Raw genomic sequence first — 17,620 nt, 5'->3', positions numbered from 1 at the left:
CCACCCCACTCTTAACAAAGACTGAGGATAAATATGAAGAAAATCTTAAGATCGTTTCGAATGAATTCTTTTGCGCTCATTTAAATCGCTTCAACCGCTCTTAAAAATCCACGGGTGCTCATAGAACATATTCAACCGCTCTATACAACGTCACAACCGCTCCTAGCAGATGTATAATCTCCAATAAGAATGCCACACTTCTATAATGGAGGTGACGAACATGTCTAACAAAAAGAACAATAAGAAGAAAAATGAGAACATGCGCGAGGAATATGGTTTTGGATATGATTTGAGTCCTGACGATTTTGATGTCATTGGACAGAACGATGCGGCTAAGAATAAAAATGCGAACTCGAAGAAGAACAAGCAGACGGAAGGTAATCAACCGTTTAATCCTTCATGATTTTTAAAGGAGAAAGCATCGTGATCGAATATAATCATTCGCTTTTCATTCATCACAAAAAAGAGCAGCCAATTCTGGCTGCTCTTTTGTGTAGTAGGTACATCAGTTAACGTGGCTACTCATACAGCAACCCGTAGTGTAAAGAGCCGATGAAAAGAATCTCTCATCGGTCTTTTTGTGAATAATGTCTAGTACAACGCCCGCTATATACGTGTGCGTCTACTTACAGCTCCTGATAATCCCGCTGATAGACTCCGCCGTCTTTCACTTCTGCATGATAAAGTGCTTTCAATGCAAAGCTTTTCTCTAGCTCATGCTCTTTCATAATCGCTTTCAATTTTCTGTTTAGCTCTGGGCTATGCTTTACGAGCTGAAGCATCTTAGGCTGTGAATATTGCATGAAAATTTCCTCCTCATTACCTTTGTTTCAATAGTATAACATGGCCACTGTTCCTGTTGTGTGAAAGGAGATTGTTTGTTAAGGTAGAAATCACCCATGCGTTTCATGTATACTGTCACAAGCGCAAGGCGACTTTTTTGAGCAATCACATGAATGGTACTACGGAAACAACTTACATATGCGACGAGAAGCAAATTTTTTCGTCAATTTCATTTGTATTTTTGATGCATTTGGCAATAGACTGTCGTTTATTTAACGTTTATCTGGGCGGTTAAACGGGTACTATTAACTGTATATATGCAATTTTATTTTACTGTTTCGGTTATGTACTATGCTCTTTTCTCAGACTACATTCTAAATAGGAGGACCTATGAAAAAAATATCTACAACATTTTACATTACATTAGTGGCCGTCATATTGGCAGTGGGATACGGCGTCATTGCCCCCAAGCACTTTGAAGAAATCACGTCCACTGTCCAAGTCTATATTTCGGATTCATTCGGCTGGTATTACTTACTAACCGTCTCCATGTTATTCTTCATTTCGGTATACTTGATATTCAGTCCGACCGGTAAAATCCGATTAGGAAAGGATAATGACAGACCGCAGTTTTCCATGTTTTCCTGGCTGGCGATGCTATTTTCCGCTGGTATGGGAATTGGACTCGTGTTCTACGGTGCGGCCGAACCTCTTTCGCATTACGCAGTAAGTCCTGCAACAGAGGCTCCTGAAACAAAAGCTGCTTATAAAGAAGCAATGCAGTCGACCTTCTTCCACTGGGGTTTCCATGCTTGGTCTGTATATGGCATGACCGCTTTAGTATTGGCATATTTCCAGTTCCGCAAAAGACAACCCGGATTAATCTCCGTTACACTTCGTCCAATTTTTGGTGATCGCGTAGACGGAAAGCTCGGGACAGTCATTGACGTCTTCGCTATTTTTGCCACTGTTTTCGGTGTGGCGACATCACTTGGATTTGGAGCTGTCCAAATCAACGCCGGACTCAACTACTTATTTGGTATATCAATCGGCTTCTGGTCCCAGTTCTTTATCATTGCAGTGGTAACGGTTTTATTCCTTGCATCCGCATGGAGTGGACTTGGTAAAGGGATTAAAATTTTATCTAATGCCAATATGTTTTTGGCATTGGCATTGTTAGTTTTCATTATTGCGCTCGGACCCACATTATTGATTTTCAACATGTTCACTGATTCCATCGGTGGCTATTTGGAAAATCTCATTCGTATGAGTTTCCGAACCGCACCACTTACCCCGGAAAATCGTGCTTGGCTCAATGGTTGGACTCTATTCTACTGGTCTTGGTGGATAGCTTGGGCACCATTTGTCGGGATGTTCATTGCCCGCGTATCAAAAGGTAGAACGATTCGCGAGTTTATGATTGGCGTACTAGTTGTTCCTACTGTGCTCAGTATGATCTGGTTCACAGCATTTGGGACGACAGCAATCGAAACGCAAAAAGCTGGCATCATCGACTTGGCTGCGAGTGCAACTGAATTGACGATCTTTGAAATGTTCAGCGAATTACCTTTATCATTCATCATATCGATCATTGCAATCTTATTGATTACATCGTTCTTTATCACATCAGCAGATTCAGCTACATTTGTACTCGGCATGCAGTCGTCATACGGTTCATTGACTCCACCGAATAATTTGAAAGTGATATGGGGCGTCATTCAATCTGCCATCGCCATTATTCTATTATATGTTGGAGGATTGGATGCACTGCAAAACGTCATCATTATTGCCGCTTTGCCATTCTCAATCATACTCATTATGATGGTTGTTTCGCTGTTCAAATCACTCAAAGATGAGAAAAATCGAATACAACGATAGTAAAGAAAAGAACACCGTCGCAAATGCGACGGTGTTCTTTATATATATTAGTTTGCTGCTTTTTCGATGGCTTGTTTCAAATCTGCAATAATATCCTCTGCTGACTCCAACCCTACAGATAAGCGGATTAGCTCTTCGCTAACGCCTGAGTCTTTCAAATCTTCCACAGACAACTGCTGATGAGTTGTGGATGCCGGATGAATGATTAATGACTTCGCATCTCCCACATTCGCTACATGAGACCAAATTTCTACATTGTCGATTACTTGTCTTCCTGCATCGCGTCCACCTTTGATACCGAATACGATAATTGAACCATAGCCGTTTTTCAAATATTTATTTGCTAGTTCCGCTGTTGGATGATCTTCTAGGCCAGTATAGGTCACCCATTCTACTGCTGGGTGTTCTTGCAAGAATGCCGCGACTTTTTGTGCATTTTCATTGTGGCGTGGTACGCGTAAATGAAGGGTTTCCAAACCTTGTAACAAGTTGAATGCACTATCCGGTGATAGACAAGGGCCGAAGTCTCTCAACAATTGTACGCGCAGTTTCGTTGTAAAAGCTGCAGCGGCTGTATCGATTCCGTAACGTAAGCCATGATAGGATTCGTCCGGCTCTGTAAAGCCTGGGAATCTCCCTTGCGTCCAATCGAATTTCCCTGCATCCACAGCTACACCACCGATGGTCGTACCGTGTCCGCCAATCCATTTCGTCGCTGAGTGGATCACTACATCTGCACCGTACTCGATAGGATTTGATCCATAAGGAGACGGGAATGTATTATCTACTAGCAATGGGATTCCATTGTCATGTGCGATGTTCGCAACAGCTTCCACGTCAAGAACTTGCAAACTTGGGTTACCAATTGTTTCTGCAAACAACGCTTTCGTTTTATCCGTAATAGCTGCTTCAAAGTTCTTTGGATCGGACGCATCAACAAACTTCACGTTGATGCCATAGCGTGGTAATGTCACAGCAAATAAGTTATATGTGCCACCGTAGAGATTGCTGGCTGCAACGATTTCATCGCCCGCTTCAGCGATGTTCATAATAGAGAAAGCAATCGCCGCCATTCCAGAAGACAATGCCACTGCAGCTGTTCCACCTTCTAACTGTGCGACACGCTCTTCAAAGACAGCTACTGTCGGGTTCGTAATTCTTGTATAGATATTGCCGGCTTCTTTCAAGGCGAATAAGTTTTGTGCGTGCTCCGTGTCTCTGAATACATAAGAAGTCGTACGATGAATCGGCAAGGCACGTGAGCCTGTTTCTGGATCCGGCTTTTGCCCTCCGTGTAATAATATCGTTTCTGGCTGTAAATTCGTCATAACCATTCCCCTTTTTTATGTATTGATGGAACACCGAAACTCCTCGGACAACTTCCTCCTAGAACTAGACAAGAAAAACACAAGAGGACGATTCGCTAAGTACAGAAAAAGCCATCTTCCATAATAAGAAGAGGGCTCTGCTTTCGCTCATTCCTCCCTTATCTTCCAAACTATTGAAAGTTTGTAGGAAGTAGCACCTTTGCTTTCGCCGGTTGCCGGGCATCACAGGGCCTAATCCCTCCGCCTCTCTTGATAAGAGTATGTCTATTCGTTTTCCATCGTTGAAAAATAGTATACGGCTATTCCTAGTCTATTGCAAGGTAATTTAATTGAATGTTTTGAAATCCGTATTACTTTTAATACATTTGATTAAATTAAGTAAAGTGAAGGCACCGTTGATCAGCGTTCCAGGCGGACGCTTTCCCATGGGCCCGCGGTGAGCCAACTAGGTCGCAAGCTCCCTTTAGTTGTCTCACCTGTCGGGCTGATCCATCGGGAGTCGCCGCCTTCCACGCTGATCAACTAGTTTACTATGCCAATTGTAGTTACGTATAAAGACTTCCATATTTACTAAACTGGAGCCACCTGCCAGAGTAGAAGTGAATTTAATGATTTTTCCACTTATGACTTCACACAAAAAATCACCAGCACAAGTTCATTGAACGATGTGCTGGCGGTTGTGATTGGTTAGAATATGTCCCACCATATTTTCACAGCGGAAGCCATGATGAGTACGGCTAGAATGCTTTGTAGTACTTTGGTGTTTACTATCCGGCTCACTTTTACACCGATCGGAGCGGCAATGATGCTAGCGATAATCAGAACAACAGCTGGTCCATAGGGTACTTGGCCTGTTAAGAGCTTGCCTGATGCCGAGCCCACCGATGACAACAGCGTAATTGCTAGGGATGTAGCAATCGTGACGCGTGTGGGGATTTTTAGTATCACGAGCATAATCGGTACCACGATAAATGCGCCGCCAGCTCCGACGATTCCAGCCGCCAAGCCGACGATAAAGGCTGCACTTGAAGCAATGAAGCGATTGAATGTAATCTCATCGATCGGCTGATTGTCGAGTCCTTTTTTTGGTATAAACATCATAATAGCCGCCATGACGGCTAGAATACCGTAGATTACGTTGACGGTAGCTTCTGAAAGCATACTAGACCCAGCACCGCCAAGTACACTGCCGACTAATACACTGATTCCCATATAAAGGACGAGTGGCTTCAAGATCAGATTACTCTTTCTATACGCTAAAACACCTGAAAGTGATGCAAAGAAAACTTCCACTGCAGTAATTCCGGCTACTTCATGTGGTGTAAATGCAGCAAAACCAAGTAATGCAGGAATAAATAGCAACATTGGATATTTGACAATTGCGCCACCGATTCCAATCATACCGGAAAGGAATGAGCCGACGAATCCAATGAGGAAGATCGTGATAATAAATGGAATTGTCATGATGTCCTCCCTTCTTCCCGACGTAAGAGGGAGACAGCCATTCCCTCTATCCTTAGTTTAACCTTTTTGGATCCAGAATTTAAAGACATCAGACTCTTGTTGCTGATCTTTTATTTCATGATTGCCAGAAGCAGCCCATGCTGTCAGGTCGGATACTGATCCTTTATCTGTCGTATGAATCTCAAGAACTTCTCCTGTTTGCATATCCTTCATTGCTTTCTTTGCCCGTACGATTGGCATTGGACATGCCAGGCCTTTTGCATCTAAAAATGTTGTTGTATTCATATATACCTTCTCCTTTAAATTTTTTTCATATGAATTAAATTACCTATTTACCGTACCGCACAGCGATTCGGGCCAATCTCCATCTCGCGTTGCGTTTCCTCGTCAGGCTGGATTTTCCCCATGTTCGTCTGGCGGATTTCCTGATACGCGTTAGGCTGTGGAGGCAAGTTCCCCGCGACTAACTCTCTAAACTCTTTTTCATCCTCAATGTTCAAGCCGTGATTTTGCTCATACAATACGCCGAGCTTCTCCGACACGCTACCGTCTTCATTCAACTCGTCTATAATCATGAAGTGAGCTGGTAAGACAGTTAAATCCTTCGACAATTCTTTATAGCGGCTATACAATGACTCACGCAAGTCGCCTACCCAATCTTCTGCTAAACCTGCTAAATCAGGACGTCCAATCGAATCAATGAACAAAATATCACCTGTCATCAAATAACTGTCGTCTACGATAAATGAAGTCGAACCAATGGTGTGTCCTGGCGAATAAAGCGCTTGAATATCGATTCTCGTATCACCTATCTGAATGGACATATCGCCTTCTAATGCAGCATATTCAAATACTACCTCTTCGGCATCTTTCGGTGGCAGCCAATACGTTGCACCCGTAGTTTTTGCGATCTGCCGACCACCTGAAATATGATCCGCATGCAAGTGAGTATCGAATACGTTTGTAATCTTCACACCGCGCTGCTCAGCAAAGTCCGTGAACACATTTGTCATACGTGTAGCATCAATGATTGCTGCTTCTCCACCCGACATGACCATGTAGGAAAGACATCCTTTACCAAGACGAACGAATTGATATAGCTCGCCGCCCGATTTCAAATCGGCAATTTTCACAGGCTCAAGATACTCGCTCCATGCTTTCATTCCACCTGAAAGATAACCTACTGAGAAACCTGCTTCTTCAAGAATTTCTGCCACCATGATGGACGAACCTTCTTTTGCACAGACAACCAAGATTTCTTCATCTTTTGGCAATTGATCTTCAAATTCTTCAATGCCATCCAATAAATCAAAGTATGGCACGTTTAAATGGCGTACTCGCTCCCCTTCGATTTTCCAATCCTCGAATGCATCTGTATTTCGTACATCTAAAATAAATAATGATTCTTTCGTAATTACGCTCTTTGCTACTTCACTTGATTGAATGATTCTCATTGATTAATACCCCCTACTGTAGTTTCCGTCTCGCTGTTCCACTCCGACATGCCAGGAATGACATTCGTGACACTTTCAAATCCATTTGCGACTAGTTTTTGACACGCCATATCACTGCGGTTGCCTGTTCGGCATACAACGTAAAACTTCTTGTTCTTATCCCAGTACGCCATATGTTCCTCCAACTGACCAAGCGGTATAGATAGGGCGCCGGGAATATGAGCAAATGCATATTCGGCTTCTTCCCGGACATCTAGTAACACCGCGTCAGGTTGTTGCAGTCGGTCCATCAACTGGCTGTTGTCAACTGTAACCGGATATTCTTTTTGTGACTGATCTTCCTGGCCCGATTTTCGTACGAAGTGGCGCCAGACATCTGCCTCCTTCACATGACCAACGTATTGATGTCCCACACTTTCCGTCCATGCCTGCAAATCTGCTGTTGTACCTGAATCTGTAGATTGTACTTCGAGCACTTGACCATCTTCCATATCTTTCATCATCTTTCTTGTCTTCACAATGGGCATCGGACAGGCAAGACCTTTTGCATCCAACACGTTATCTGACTGAATCATTGTATTCCTCCTATACACCCTAGGGTATTTATTTTCGCAAAAAAATTAAATAAATAAGTTCACGTGACCGTCTTGTGCTTCTCCTAAGTAAGCCGCTACACCGCCATACTCAACTTCTTCCAAGAGTTCTTTCTCACCTAGGCCTAGTAAATCCATTGTCATCGTACATGCGATCAACTTCACGTCTTGCTCCACTGCCATATCGATTAGTTGTGGTAATGTCATCGCGTTATGCTTTTTCATCACGTGCTTAATCATCTTTGGACCCATTCCTGCAAAGTTCATTTGAGATAATCCCAGTTTATCCGCTCCACGTGGCATCATTTTCCCAAACGCCTTTTCAATAAAACTTTTAGTATTTTTAATAGGTTCATCTTTTCGCAAGGCGTTCAATCCCCAGAATGTATGAAAAATGGTTACCTCATGATCATACGCCGCTGCGCCGTTCGCGATAATATAAGCCGCCATCGCTTTATCATAATCTCCACTAAATAATACGATCGTCGTTTTCTTTTGCTCCGTCATGTTCTCGTTCCCTTCTATTTTAAAAATCACTTTATTAAATACCTATAGGGGTATATTATACGTTGTAAAAAAAAGAGTCAAGCGATGTTGCTTATCGACTCTTTACTAGAAGATCCACCGCTTCATTAATGATGGATTCATGCGTGCGTTCATCTGCTTCATCTAGATTCTCTATACAGGCAATCAAATTCGAACTGACAATTACGCCAATTGTACGATCAATAGCAGAACGACCGGCTGATAATTGCGTAACCACCTCTTTACAGTCCTTGCCTTCTTCCATCATACGCAAGACACCTTTGATTTGACCCTCTAGACGCTTTAACCGATTTTTGACTTTATCATCGTATTCCATATCGCTCGACCTCCTAACTGTTAACTTTATATTATACCCCCGGAGGTATAATGTCAACGAATTGATTTGCACGTAATCCATACTTTCTATTTTTGGCAGTGGAACTAGTCACATTCAAGAAATGATTCTACGCAAAACTTGCCCATTCGACATAATTCTAGTATGATGAATAATTTCTCAAAATGTGTTATACTAGTTCTAGTAAGCTATTGTATGTACTTTTTGTCTGATTTTCATGACAAATTACGACAAACTAGAATCCATACTACTGAAGGAGTTGATTCGATTGGCATTCCCACGAAAAGATCGTCCAGTTTCTGATTTTGTAGCATCACGGTATGTAGACGAAGTCATATCTTTCAACCGTAATGAACATGAAGTTTCCGGAACTATACACAAGATTCTCGAAAACTCCGTCATTGTGAAAATTTCTGAAGAAGACGCGGAAAACATTGGAGCAGCTTCCAACATGACTGTCGTCGCACACAAAAATTACACAGTTCAATAATTGTACGCTCGATGCCTTGCAGAATAATGCAAGGCTATTTTTTCATACAAAATTAGCCCGTTTATTGGATATCGTGAAACCCGCAGGATGATTACTATATAAACGCACATGGGAGATGATTGATTTGACTGATCGTACAAATGTAGATTTAACGCAATCAACGGCACGTAAAGGGATCTTACGTATTGCCGCTTCGCCGGTTATTTCACAAGCCATTTTACCGGACGTCCTTACTCGGCTACACGCAAAATATCCCGACATGCGACTGGAACTGACGACCGCACCTTCCTCTGAAATTATGCAATTACTAAAAAGCAAGAAAGCCGATATCGGTTGTAGTGAACTAGACAATTTACCAACGTCTAAAGCATTTATGCAAGACGAACTATTGCTCTTTGCTTCCATTCATCATCCGCTTGCACATAAAAAAAGCCCATCCATCCTAGATTTGCAAAATACACATTGGATCCTGCCTGACACGAAAGATCCTAGCCGTCCATTAATTGATCAATCGCTTCAACAATATGGAGTACAAGTACAGCCCACTATCATGGGCTCGCCAGAAAGCATCAAACAAGCTGTTCTAAGTGGACTAGGCATCGCTATTTTGTCGCGTCATAGTTGCAAACACGAACTTGCAAGAGGTGAACTAACTGTACTCGATTATAAAGTAGCTCCAATCAAACGTACTCTTTATGCAGGAACCCATTCCAACACGAAGGAAGTACAAGCATTCCTCAGCGAACTCCAAGCCTATTGCCGTCTATGGCAATAAGTCACTACTCAACTCTCGTTTGCTGCGCCAGTTCACGAGGAATATTCCCAAACTAATGAGCATTCCTCCTAAAACCAATGACATAGACAACTTCTCATCCAACAGAACCCATCCCGACAACGTCCCAAAGAACGGTGCCAAGAACAGAAACGCACTCGTTCTTTCGGGATTTCCTGTCTGCAATAAATAAAACCAAATGGAAAATTGCACAATAGATGCGGCAATCGCAAGCCACCCTAAAATTGCCAATGATAAGGGATTCGCTAGGAAAAATGGTTCTTCAAGTAGATAACTTGCCACGAATAGGATCAATCCACCAAATAACATTTGATATGCTGTCATCACCCACGTATCAAAACGGTGACCATGTACTTTGACGAGCAAAGTTGCGCAAGCCCATGCTACTGCAGATAAAAATCCTAATACCGTACCAATCTTCAAATTCAAATGACCGCCCATTGTAATAAATACCCCAAACAATCCGCAAATGACACCAATCCACTGTTGCAAGCGGTAATGAATCTTCAATACTAACGTCCCGAGAACCACGACAAGCAATGGGTTCGTAAACGTTAAAATAGATGTTTCACCTGATGTAATGGTGCGAAGTGCTATAAAAATACAACCCATGACTGCAGCGGTCTGCAAAGAACCGATCAGTACAAGCCACTTCCACTCTCCTACTGTTTTAGGATGGGGTTTTTTCATTACTTTCACAATTACCGCCATGATCGCTCCTGCAATCGTAAAACGTAATGCTACTAGCAACAACGGTGAAGAGTATTCCAATCCGATTTTTCCAATAGCAAACGACGACCCCATTAAAGCAGTCGTAATGACAACTAAAACACCGAATAATAACTTATTCACCCAGCCCTCCCCCTTCTTTCCACTTCACATAGGAGTCATGCTGCATTTGCATCCTACCCACCAACATCTCAATAGCTGGTGGCATATACCGTTTTTTCAAATACGTGAGATAGACTGTACGTGTCAGCGTCTTCGAATTGGTTGTTTTAATTACAAGTGTTGGATCGGGTTCATGTGCAAAATATTCTTGTGGAATAATTGAGATGCCAATATTCATTCGTACCAGCTCCACAATCGTTTCAAAACGCTCTACTTCATAACATATATTCATTCGTACTCCTTCTTCAGCAAATGCAGCAAAAATATCCTGTCTAGTTTGCAATCCAACACTCGTGACAATGAATGCCTCATCTTCTAGGTCAGCTAGCGTAATGGATTCCTTGCTTGCCAGTCGATGTTCAGGATGCATGACAACTGCTAATTGCTCTTGATACAAAGGAATTGTTGCGATATCCGATGCCTCTATAAATTGATTTGTCAAACAGACGTGGACCGCATATTGACGAAGCGCTCGCTCAACATCTCCACGGCCTAATACCTCAATTAACTTCACATGCATGGATGGAAACTCCTGACGATACGCATGTAATATAGAAGGAATCCAGTTTTTTACTGATTCAATCATACCGATTTTTACACTTCCACTACCTATCCACTTCACTTCTTTAATTTCTTGCTGTAGAATGTCTGTTTCATGCAGAATCTTCAATGCACGCTCGTAAACCACATTGCCCGATTCTGTCAGTTGGACACGTTTGGTCGTACGTTCAAGTAACTGAAAGCCTACTTCAAATTCCAAGTTCTTGATCGTCTTACTGAGCGAAGGCTGCGTTAGATGAAGTTTTTTTGCCGCCTCGGAAAAACTCGATTGCTGCACCACCATGACAAAATACTGCAATTGCTTCAATTCCATTCATCTCGCCTCCACTTATAGCCTGTATGCATGAATATATGAAAAACATGTATTAGAATTAATAAGTACAAGCCAGTATAGTAAGAATATCACGTTGGAAAGGGTGAAGTATATTGTTAATCCCATCAAATGAAAAATACTGGTCAGGTCGCACCGATAGCGAGACCGACAGAGCTGCATTCCGAATGCACCAAATCATCCAATTTTCCGAATTAAAAGAAAGCGCTACCAACAAAACTTGTACCCTAATCGGATTTTCTTCTGAAGAAGGCGTACGTCGAAATAATGGCAGACTCGGTGCTGCAGAAGGACCGAATGCACTCCGAAGCGAACTAGCTAAACTACCTTGGCGCTTACCGGCCGACTGTCAGCTAATTGATATAGGTACCGTAGTATGTGAAGATGATCAGTTAGAAAAAGCGCAAGACGAACTAGGGGCAGTCGTTCAAAAGAGCCTTCAAAATCATACAAAGCCTGTCATTTTAGGCGGTGGACATGAGACCGCTTACGGTCATTATACAGGAGTTCGAAACTTTCTTGGTCCAGATGCAAAACTTGGTGTCATCAATATTGATGCCCATTTCGATCTTCGCAGCTACGAAGAACAACCTTCTTCTGGCACGATGTTCAAGCAGATGCTAGATGCTGATCCGCATGTTGACTACCTTGTGCTAGGTATACAGGAGTTCGGCAACACGGAAGCATTGTTTGCAGAAGCCGATGCAAAAGGCGTGACATATGTCATGGAACAAGAGATAATAACGAGTCCTTTAGACAAGATATTGCAAAAAGTACAGTTATTCATTGAAAAACAGGACGCTGTTTTGTTAACATTGTGCTCGGATGTCCTGAACTCTGCATATGCTCCTGGTGTAAGTGCGCCCTCTCCCTTCGGATTGAATCCGTTGATTGTACGCTCTTTCATTCAGACCATTGCATCGCATGAGAAAACCCTTTCATTCGACATTTCCGAAATAAATCCGTCACTTGATCATACTAATCAAACGGTTAAGCTGGGAGCTTATCTAACAAATGAAGCAATCTTTGCATTGCTGGGAGGTCGAATCACATGACAATTGAGCTAAATCAAATCACTACGCTATTTTTAGCGTTAGCCCTCCTCACACTGGGTACGGTGTTAGTCCGTAAAATCGGCTTTCTACAGAAGTTCTGTATCCCTGCCCCTGTTGTCGGTGGTTTACTATTCGCGTTTGTAGCGACTATTTTAAAGTACTTCGATTTACTAAGTTTTTCGTTGGATACATCACTACAAAGTTTATTCATGCTGACATTTTTCACCACAGTCGGTCTCGGTGCTAGTTTTCGTCTAATCCGTCTTGGCGGAAAATTATTGCTGATCTACTGGGCAGCTTGTGGCTTCTTAGCCCTAGCTCAAAACGTCATAGGTGTCTCCATGTCCTATATATTTGGTCTACATCCGTTGATTGGTATGATGGCTGGCGCTGTCTCCATGGAAGGCGGGCACGGCGGCGCTACTGCTTACGGTGAAACATTAGAAAGTCTCGGCATTGATTCAGCACTATCCATTGGTATCGCAGCGGCTACTTTTGGCCTCGTAGCAGGTGGTCTAGTCGGTGGTCCAATCGTTAAATACTTGATCAATAAACATGATTTGAAATCTACAGAAGTCGAGCATGGAGAAGCATACTCCGTGGAGTCATTAGAAAAACCAATCAATACCGACAACTTCCTAACACAAACTCTATTGATTACACTTTGTATTGCTGGCGGTACGCTAATAGGAGATCTTTTCTCAAACGCTACTGGCTTCGTAATGCCTGGCTACGTAGGCGCGATGTTCGTCGCGGTTATCGTACGAAACATTGTGGATCGCGTGAAAGAAGACGCGGTGCATATGACGAGCATCAACTTGATCGGCGACGTATCACTCGGTATATTCCTATCGATGGCGTTAATGAGCATCAAGCTGTGGGAAATCGCAGACTTGGCGCTTCCATTGTTACTGATTGTCTTTGTACAAGTGATCTTCGTCATATTGTTTGCAATCTTCATCCTGTTCCGTTTGCTCGGTAAGGATTACGACGCAGCAGTTATGATCGCTGGTTTCGCGGGTCATAGTCTAGGTGCAACACCAAACGCAATGGCAAACATGGCAGCCGTCACGGGACGCTACGGCCCTTCACGTAAAGCCTTCCTGATCGTCCCTATCGTAGGCGCCTTCCTCATAGACGTCGTCTCGATGCCGATCATCATTACAACGATTAATATATTTGCTTGATTTTCGTAAGCCAAATGCTTAAAACATGAATGCTAATTAGTGTGTGCGTGGGGATTGAAGCTCCAGTTGGGGGACGCTTTCCGGGGGAGCAATCTTGAGCCAAGCGAACAGCGAAGGGTTCGCTTTGCCGTATTTCTGTGTACTCTGCAGAAATTAAGGCACCTGTCCAGGGTCTCAAGATCACTCTGATTCCCCAGGAGCCGCCCCCAACTTCCGCTTCAATCCTACTATAATAGTGGATAGAATTAAAACACTCATTGACAATAGTACGTGAATTAGAAATGCCCTTGAACTTAGTAAGTTCAAGGGCATTTCTAGATCTAATTCAATTGTGGATTTATTTACAAGTACAACTTTCATGCGCAACAAATAGTATTAAACCCTCACATTGCAAGGGATTGGTGCGAGAGCCGTTGCGAAGTACGGCTTTTGCGAGCATAAGCGAAGCGTTGGGAGCACATCTTTGCACTAGGAGGGGCGACTCCCAGAGGATCAGCTCGACAGGCGAGACAACCAAGGGAGCTTGCGACTGGTTGGCTCACCGCGAGCCCTCTAGGAAAGCGTCCCCTCCGTAGCGCCAATCCCAACCCTAACACCAATTAACCCTACACCTTTTCCCAAGAACCGAAACTCTCGGTTCTTTTTTCATTTTAAGCGAAATATTCACACACCTCTGTTAGAATGAAAACATTAATTCGTATCTTGGAGAGGAGCTTGCTACATGAAAGAAGAACTGATTGAACGACTCATCCGCTACGCTAAAATCGACACTCAATCCGATGCTACTTCGGACACGACACCGTCTACCGCAAAACAATGGGATCTGCTACGTGTGCTCGAAAAAGAAATGGCCGACATCGGTCTCGACGAAATCTCGGTGGACGAAAACGGCTATCTCTTCGGCACACTACCGGCTAACACCGACAAACAACTGCCTACAGTCGGCTTTCTAGCACATGTCGATACAGCAACGGACTACACGGGGACAAACGTCAACCCTCAGCGCATCGACAACTATGACGGCAAAGATATTTCATTGAATGAAACAACAGTCATGTCCGTACAAGCATTTCCCGAACTCCACAACTATATCGGTCATACACTGATCACGACGGATGGCACGACTTTACTAGGTGCTGACGATAAAGCCGGTATCGCAGAAATTATGACAGCTATGCAGTATTTAGTGGAACATCCGGAAATCAAACATGGCAAAGTTCGCGTTGGCTTCACACCTGACGAAGAAATCGGGCGTGGCCCGCTTAAGTTTGACGTAGAACAATTCGGTGCAGATTTCGCCTATACAATGGATGGCGGACCACTTGGAGAACTTCAGTATGAAAGCTTCAATGCTGCAGGCGCAGACGTAACGTTTCACGGAACGAATGTCCATCCGGGAACTGCAAAAGGTAAAATGGTCAACTCACTATTGATCGCGGCAGAGTTCCATCAAGCCATGCCGAAACATGAAATCCCTCAAGAAACAGAAAACTATGAAGGCTTCATTCACCTGATGCACGTAGATGGTTCTGTAGAAAAAACATCCTATCAATATATTATTCGTGACTTTGACAGGAATTCTTTTGAAGCTCGCAAACAGCTCTTGCAAGATACCGCTACACGTCTTCAAGAGAAGCACGGTGAACATGCGATAGAGCTGACAGTAACCGATCAGTACTTCAATATGGGGGAGAAAATTGCACCTGTCATGGAAATTGTCGACGTAATGGCGGACGTCTATCGTCGTCTCGATATCGAACCCAACATCGCACCCATTCGTGGTGGTACGGATGGGTCACAACTATCTTATATGGGCATGCCAACGCCAAACATCTTCACAGGCGGTGAAAATTACCACGGTAAATATGAATACATCTCAGCAGATAATATGGTGAAAGCTACACAAGTCATTATTGAAGCGCTACAACTTCTGGAACAGCGGGGGTAAGTGTATGAGGGCAATTGGAATTGGTATACTATCCGCCCTGTTTTTTGCAGTGACTTTTGTGTTGAACCGATCGATGGAACTAGATGGCGGAAGTTGGATGTGGAGTGCATCGTTGCGTTATTTCTTCATGGTGCCCTTCCTAGTGATCATCGTAGCTATGCGCGGTGGTCTACCAGGTGTAAAACGGGAGATGGCCGCGGCACCTTGGGCTTTTTTCATCTGGAGTTTCGTAGCTTTCGTTCTGTTTTATGGTCCACTAACATTTTCAGCCGGCTATAGTCCGGGATGGCTCGTTGCTGGAACATGGCAGATGACAATCGTCGCCGGCGTGTTGCTAGCCCCTTTCTTTACGTTTCAATCCAAGACGGAAACTGGTGAAATACGCATGATCCGTCACCGAATTCCAGCGGTCTCATTGGTAATTTCATTGGTCATCTTAGTAGGTGTTGTGCTAATCCAGATTCCACATGCAGCGAGCGTATCGACGAAAACGATTCTGCTTGGTACATTGCCACTTGTCATTGCTGCGTTCTCTTACCCACTTGGCAACCGAAAAATGATGAATCTAGTAGGTGGAAGGCTTGATACGTTCCAGCGTGTACTGGCTATGACATGGATGACGATACCGATTTGGTTACTGCTAGCGGTTTATGCAACAGCAACTGTCGGCTTGCCTTCTATGGGTCAAGTCGTGCAGTCATTGATTGTTGCAGTCAGTTCAGGTGTGATCGCTACTTCACTATTCTTCATGGCGACGGATATGGTACAACATGATCAAGGGAAACTGGCTGCTGTCGAAGCTACACAGTCTGTCGGATTAATTTTTGCCATGCTTGGCGAGATGCTATTGCTAAGCATGCCCTTACCGGGTGCTCTTTCATTGGTCGGCGTGCTCGTGATTATCGGGGGCATGTCATTGCATAGTTATCAAACTTCATTGGCAGCAAAGAAAATATAGAAAAGGGTTGTCCCAGAGTCAGTTGATGACTTGCTAGACAACCCTTTTTCAAATGTTACGCTCTTCTACTTGCGTCGGGATTCGTTTTTTCAATAGTTGCGGTCTAACTTCTGACAATAAAATCGCAATGAAGATAATCAGTGCACCTAGGAACATGCGGAACGTCAACAATTCATAGGCGAGGGCCACTGAGAAAATCATGCCCCAAACTGATTCTATCGATAATATAATGGCCGCTTTTGTCTCTGATAAGTGTTTCTGTCCAACTGTTTGCATCAAGAATGCAAGAGTCGTGGAGAACACAGCTAAGTACAGCACCGAACTTACACCCTTTGGTTCCACGGAGAATGACGTTTCGCCCATTGCGATAACGGTCACGGAGCTGATCACGGCCGCGACAACCATTTGTAATAGCGTGAGCAAAATGGCGTCTTCCGTGCGGACAAATCGTGCCGTGTACAAAATGTGAAAAGCGAACATCACAGCACAACCAAGTGTCAGTACATCGCCAATGTTAATAGTAGTAGACCACTGCAACGATAAAACCGCCACTCCGATTAGTGCCAGTACTGCACCAACCCATTCAAATGTATCGAGCTTCCGCTTATACAAAATGAATGCGATCAACGGGACCATCACGACATTTACACCGGTTAAAAATGCATTCTTTGAAGGCGTTGTAAACTGTAAACCTACCGTCTGCAAAGCAAATGCCCCATACAGCAAAACACCAAGCAATGCACCTTTCCATAAAATCGACTGCTCCATCCGAAGCAGACGTTTATGGAAGACGATACTAAGTAGCAGCGCCCCCATGACAAAACGTACGGCCAAAATTTGATACGGTGTATAATATTCCAAAGCGAGCGCACTCATCACAAAGCCGCTTCCCCAGATAATAGCAGTGATCGTCAACCCGATCTCACCTATGTATTTCCTCATGTCCTTCACCAAACTTCCGAATAGTCAGTCCTATTATTCTAGCATGATTTCCGGTCTGATTATAGCTGAATTTATAAAGCATAC

At 43.5% G+C, this 17,620-nt stretch carries 19 protein-coding genes and 1 riboswitch; of the genes, 8 read left to right on the top strand and 11 right to left on the bottom strand.

What is annotated here, in order from left to right; translation table 11 throughout:
* Positions 1-220: 220 nt before the first annotated feature.
* Complete coding sequence (locus tag CSV77_RS11015; RefSeq protein WP_099631978.1) at positions 221-403, top strand: hypothetical protein; 183 nt, start codon at positions 221-223, stop codon at positions 401-403.
* A 223-nt stretch (positions 404-626) separates the two neighbouring features.
* Here CSV77_RS11015 and CSV77_RS17040 read toward each other — a convergent pair whose 3' ends face one another.
* Positions 627-803, bottom strand: coding sequence for a hypothetical protein (locus CSV77_RS17040; protein WP_099627696.1), 177 nt, complete (start codon positions 801-803; stop codon positions 627-629).
* A gap of 370 nt (positions 804-1,173) precedes the next feature.
* Here CSV77_RS17040 and CSV77_RS11005 point away from each other — a divergent pair, with 370 nt between their 5' ends.
* Entirely contained in the window at positions 1,174-2,661 is a 1,488-nt protein-coding gene (locus CSV77_RS11005) for a glycine betaine uptake BCCT transporter (protein WP_099673459.1), read from the top strand.
* A gap of 47 nt (positions 2,662-2,708) precedes the next feature.
* Here CSV77_RS11005 and CSV77_RS11000 read toward each other — a convergent pair whose 3' ends face one another.
* From CSV77_RS11000 to CSV77_RS10970, 7 genes are all read right to left on the bottom strand, one after another.
* The gene (locus tag CSV77_RS11000) at positions 2,709-3,989 is read right to left on the bottom strand and encodes an O-acetylhomoserine aminocarboxypropyltransferase/cysteine synthase family protein (RefSeq protein ID WP_099673458.1); all 1,281 of its coding nucleotides are present in this window, start codon (positions 3,987-3,989) and stop codon (positions 2,709-2,711) included.
* A gap of 155 nt (positions 3,990-4,144) precedes the next feature.
* A riboswitch (SAM riboswitch) is annotated at positions 4,145-4,248 on the bottom strand.
* Between the two features lie 428 nt (positions 4,249-4,676).
* Positions 4,677-5,453, bottom strand: coding sequence for a sulfite exporter TauE/SafE family protein (locus tag CSV77_RS10995; RefSeq protein WP_099673457.1), 777 nt, complete (start codon positions 5,451-5,453; stop codon positions 4,677-4,679).
* Between the two features lie 57 nt (positions 5,454-5,510).
* On the bottom strand, positions 5,511-5,738 hold the full coding sequence (locus tag CSV77_RS10990; protein WP_099673456.1) for a sulfurtransferase TusA family protein: 228 nt from the start codon (positions 5,736-5,738) through the stop codon (positions 5,511-5,513).
* Positions 5,739-5,785: 47 nt separating this feature from the next.
* Positions 5,786-6,907 carry an MBL fold metallo-hydrolase gene (locus CSV77_RS10985; RefSeq protein ID WP_099673455.1) on the bottom strand — a complete coding sequence of 374 codons (1,122 nt, stop codon included), beginning with the start codon at positions 6,905-6,907 and terminating at the stop codon, positions 5,786-5,788.
* Positions 6,904-7,482, bottom strand: a complete 579-nt coding sequence (locus CSV77_RS10980) for a sulfurtransferase TusA family protein (protein ID WP_099673454.1) — start codon at positions 7,480-7,482, stop codon at positions 6,904-6,906. The genes CSV77_RS10985 and CSV77_RS10980 overlap by 4 nt, the downstream gene beginning before the upstream one ends.
* A gap of 45 nt (positions 7,483-7,527) precedes the next feature.
* Positions 7,528-8,007, bottom strand: coding sequence for a DsrE/DsrF/DrsH-like family protein (locus CSV77_RS10975; protein ID WP_099673453.1), 480 nt, complete (start codon positions 8,005-8,007; stop codon positions 7,528-7,530).
* Positions 8,008-8,098: 91 nt separating this feature from the next.
* A complete protein-coding gene (locus tag CSV77_RS10970; RefSeq protein ID WP_099673452.1) occupies positions 8,099-8,362 on the bottom strand; it encodes a metal-sensitive transcriptional regulator in 264 nt (87 codons plus the stop codon).
* A gap of 286 nt (positions 8,363-8,648) precedes the next feature.
* Between CSV77_RS10970 and CSV77_RS10965 the strand changes: the two genes are divergently transcribed.
* The gene (locus CSV77_RS10965; RefSeq protein WP_099631988.1) at positions 8,649-8,870 is read left to right on the top strand and encodes a DUF2187 family protein; all 222 of its coding nucleotides are present in this window, start codon (positions 8,649-8,651) and stop codon (positions 8,868-8,870) included.
* Positions 8,871-8,994: 124 nt separating this feature from the next.
* Complete coding sequence (locus tag CSV77_RS10960; protein WP_158232063.1) at positions 8,995-9,645, top strand: LysR substrate-binding domain-containing protein; 651 nt, start codon at positions 8,995-8,997, stop codon at positions 9,643-9,645.
* Here the strand turns inward: CSV77_RS10960 and CSV77_RS10955 are convergent.
* Both CSV77_RS10955 and CSV77_RS10950 read right to left on the bottom strand, forming a co-directional pair.
* Positions 9,634-10,515 carry a DMT family transporter gene (locus CSV77_RS10955; RefSeq protein WP_099636113.1) on the bottom strand — a complete coding sequence of 294 codons (882 nt, stop codon included), beginning with the start codon at positions 10,513-10,515 and terminating at the stop codon, positions 9,634-9,636. The genes CSV77_RS10960 and CSV77_RS10955 overlap by 12 nt on opposite strands.
* A complete protein-coding gene (locus CSV77_RS10950; RefSeq protein WP_099673450.1) occupies positions 10,508-11,428 on the bottom strand; it encodes a LysR family transcriptional regulator in 921 nt (306 codons plus the stop codon). Before CSV77_RS10950 ends, CSV77_RS10955 begins: the two co-directional genes overlap by 8 nt.
* A gap of 113 nt (positions 11,429-11,541) precedes the next feature.
* On the opposite strand from CSV77_RS10950, the gene hutG reads away from it, so the two are divergent.
* The 4 genes from hutG (at position 11,542) to CSV77_RS10930 (ending at position 16,594) form a co-directional block, all read left to right on the top strand.
* A complete protein-coding gene (hutG, locus tag CSV77_RS10945) occupies positions 11,542-12,501 on the top strand; it encodes a formimidoylglutamase (RefSeq protein ID WP_099673449.1) in 960 nt (319 codons plus the stop codon).
* Positions 12,498-13,688, top strand: coding sequence for a sodium/glutamate symporter (gltS, locus tag CSV77_RS10940; RefSeq protein WP_099631993.1), 1,191 nt, complete (start codon positions 12,498-12,500; stop codon positions 13,686-13,688). Before hutG ends, gltS begins: the two co-directional genes overlap by 4 nt.
* A gap of 721 nt (positions 13,689-14,409) precedes the next feature.
* Complete coding sequence (pepT, locus tag CSV77_RS10935) at positions 14,410-15,636, top strand: peptidase T (protein WP_099673448.1); 1,227 nt, start codon at positions 14,410-14,412, stop codon at positions 15,634-15,636.
* 4 nt (positions 15,637-15,640) lie between these two features.
* The gene (locus CSV77_RS10930; RefSeq protein ID WP_099673447.1) at positions 15,641-16,594 is read left to right on the top strand and encodes a DMT family transporter; all 954 of its coding nucleotides are present in this window, start codon (positions 15,641-15,643) and stop codon (positions 16,592-16,594) included.
* 48 nt (positions 16,595-16,642) lie between these two features.
* On the opposite strand, the gene CSV77_RS10925 is transcribed toward CSV77_RS10930, so the two are convergent.
* Positions 16,643-17,536 (bottom strand): DMT family transporter, encoded by an 894-nt coding sequence (locus CSV77_RS10925; RefSeq protein ID WP_099673446.1) that lies wholly within the window; start codon positions 17,534-17,536, stop codon positions 16,643-16,645.
* Positions 17,537-17,620 lie beyond the last annotated feature (84 nt).

Source organism: Sporosarcina sp. P16b (genome assembly GCF_002743065.1).
Lineage (GTDB): Bacteria > Bacillota > Bacilli > Bacillales_A > Planococcaceae > Sporosarcina.
Note: the sequence above shows the minus strand (reverse complement) of the source record. Positions and strands in the feature narration are given on the sequence as shown.

Excerpts from the sequence above, each read along its gene's own strand:
- CSV77_RS11015 (WP_099631978.1), top strand. The coding sequence starts at position 221 with ATGTCTAACAAAAAGAACAATAAGAAGAAAAATGAGAACATGCGCGAG.
- CSV77_RS17040 (WP_099627696.1), bottom strand. The coding sequence starts at position 803 with ATGCAATATTCACAGCCTAAGATGCTTCAGCTCGTAAAGCATAGCCCA.
- CSV77_RS11005 (WP_099673459.1), top strand. The coding sequence starts at position 1,174 with ATGAAAAAAATATCTACAACATTTTACATTACATTAGTGGCCGTCATA.
- CSV77_RS11000 (WP_099673458.1), bottom strand. The coding sequence starts at position 3,989 with ATGACGAATTTACAGCCAGAAACGATATTATTACACGGAGGGCAAAAG.
- CSV77_RS10995 (WP_099673457.1), bottom strand. The coding sequence starts at position 5,453 with ATGACAATTCCATTTATTATCACGATCTTCCTCATTGGATTCGTCGGC.
- CSV77_RS10990 (WP_099673456.1), bottom strand. The coding sequence starts at position 5,738 with ATGAATACAACAACATTTTTAGATGCAAAAGGCCTGGCATGTCCAATG.
- CSV77_RS10985 (WP_099673455.1), bottom strand. The coding sequence starts at position 6,907 with ATGAGAATCATTCAATCAAGTGAAGTAGCAAAGAGCGTAATTACGAAA.
- CSV77_RS10980 (WP_099673454.1), bottom strand. The coding sequence starts at position 7,482 with ATGATTCAGTCAGATAACGTGTTGGATGCAAAAGGTCTTGCCTGTCCG.
- CSV77_RS10975 (WP_099673453.1), bottom strand. The coding sequence starts at position 8,007 with ATGACGGAGCAAAAGAAAACGACGATCGTATTATTTAGTGGAGATTAT.
- CSV77_RS10970 (WP_099673452.1), bottom strand. The coding sequence starts at position 8,362 with ATGGAATACGATGATAAAGTCAAAAATCGGTTAAAGCGTCTAGAGGGT.
- CSV77_RS10950 (WP_099673450.1), bottom strand. The coding sequence starts at position 11,428 with ATGGAATTGAAGCAATTGCAGTATTTTGTCATGGTGGTGCAGCAATCG.
- gltS (WP_099631993.1), top strand. The coding sequence starts at position 12,498 with ATGACAATTGAGCTAAATCAAATCACTACGCTATTTTTAGCGTTAGCC.
- pepT (WP_099673448.1), top strand. The coding sequence starts at position 14,410 with ATGAAAGAAGAACTGATTGAACGACTCATCCGCTACGCTAAAATCGAC.
- CSV77_RS10930 (WP_099673447.1), top strand. The coding sequence starts at position 15,641 with ATGAGGGCAATTGGAATTGGTATACTATCCGCCCTGTTTTTTGCAGTG.
- CSV77_RS10925 (WP_099673446.1), bottom strand. The coding sequence starts at position 17,536 with ATGAGGAAATACATAGGTGAGATCGGGTTGACGATCACTGCTATTATC.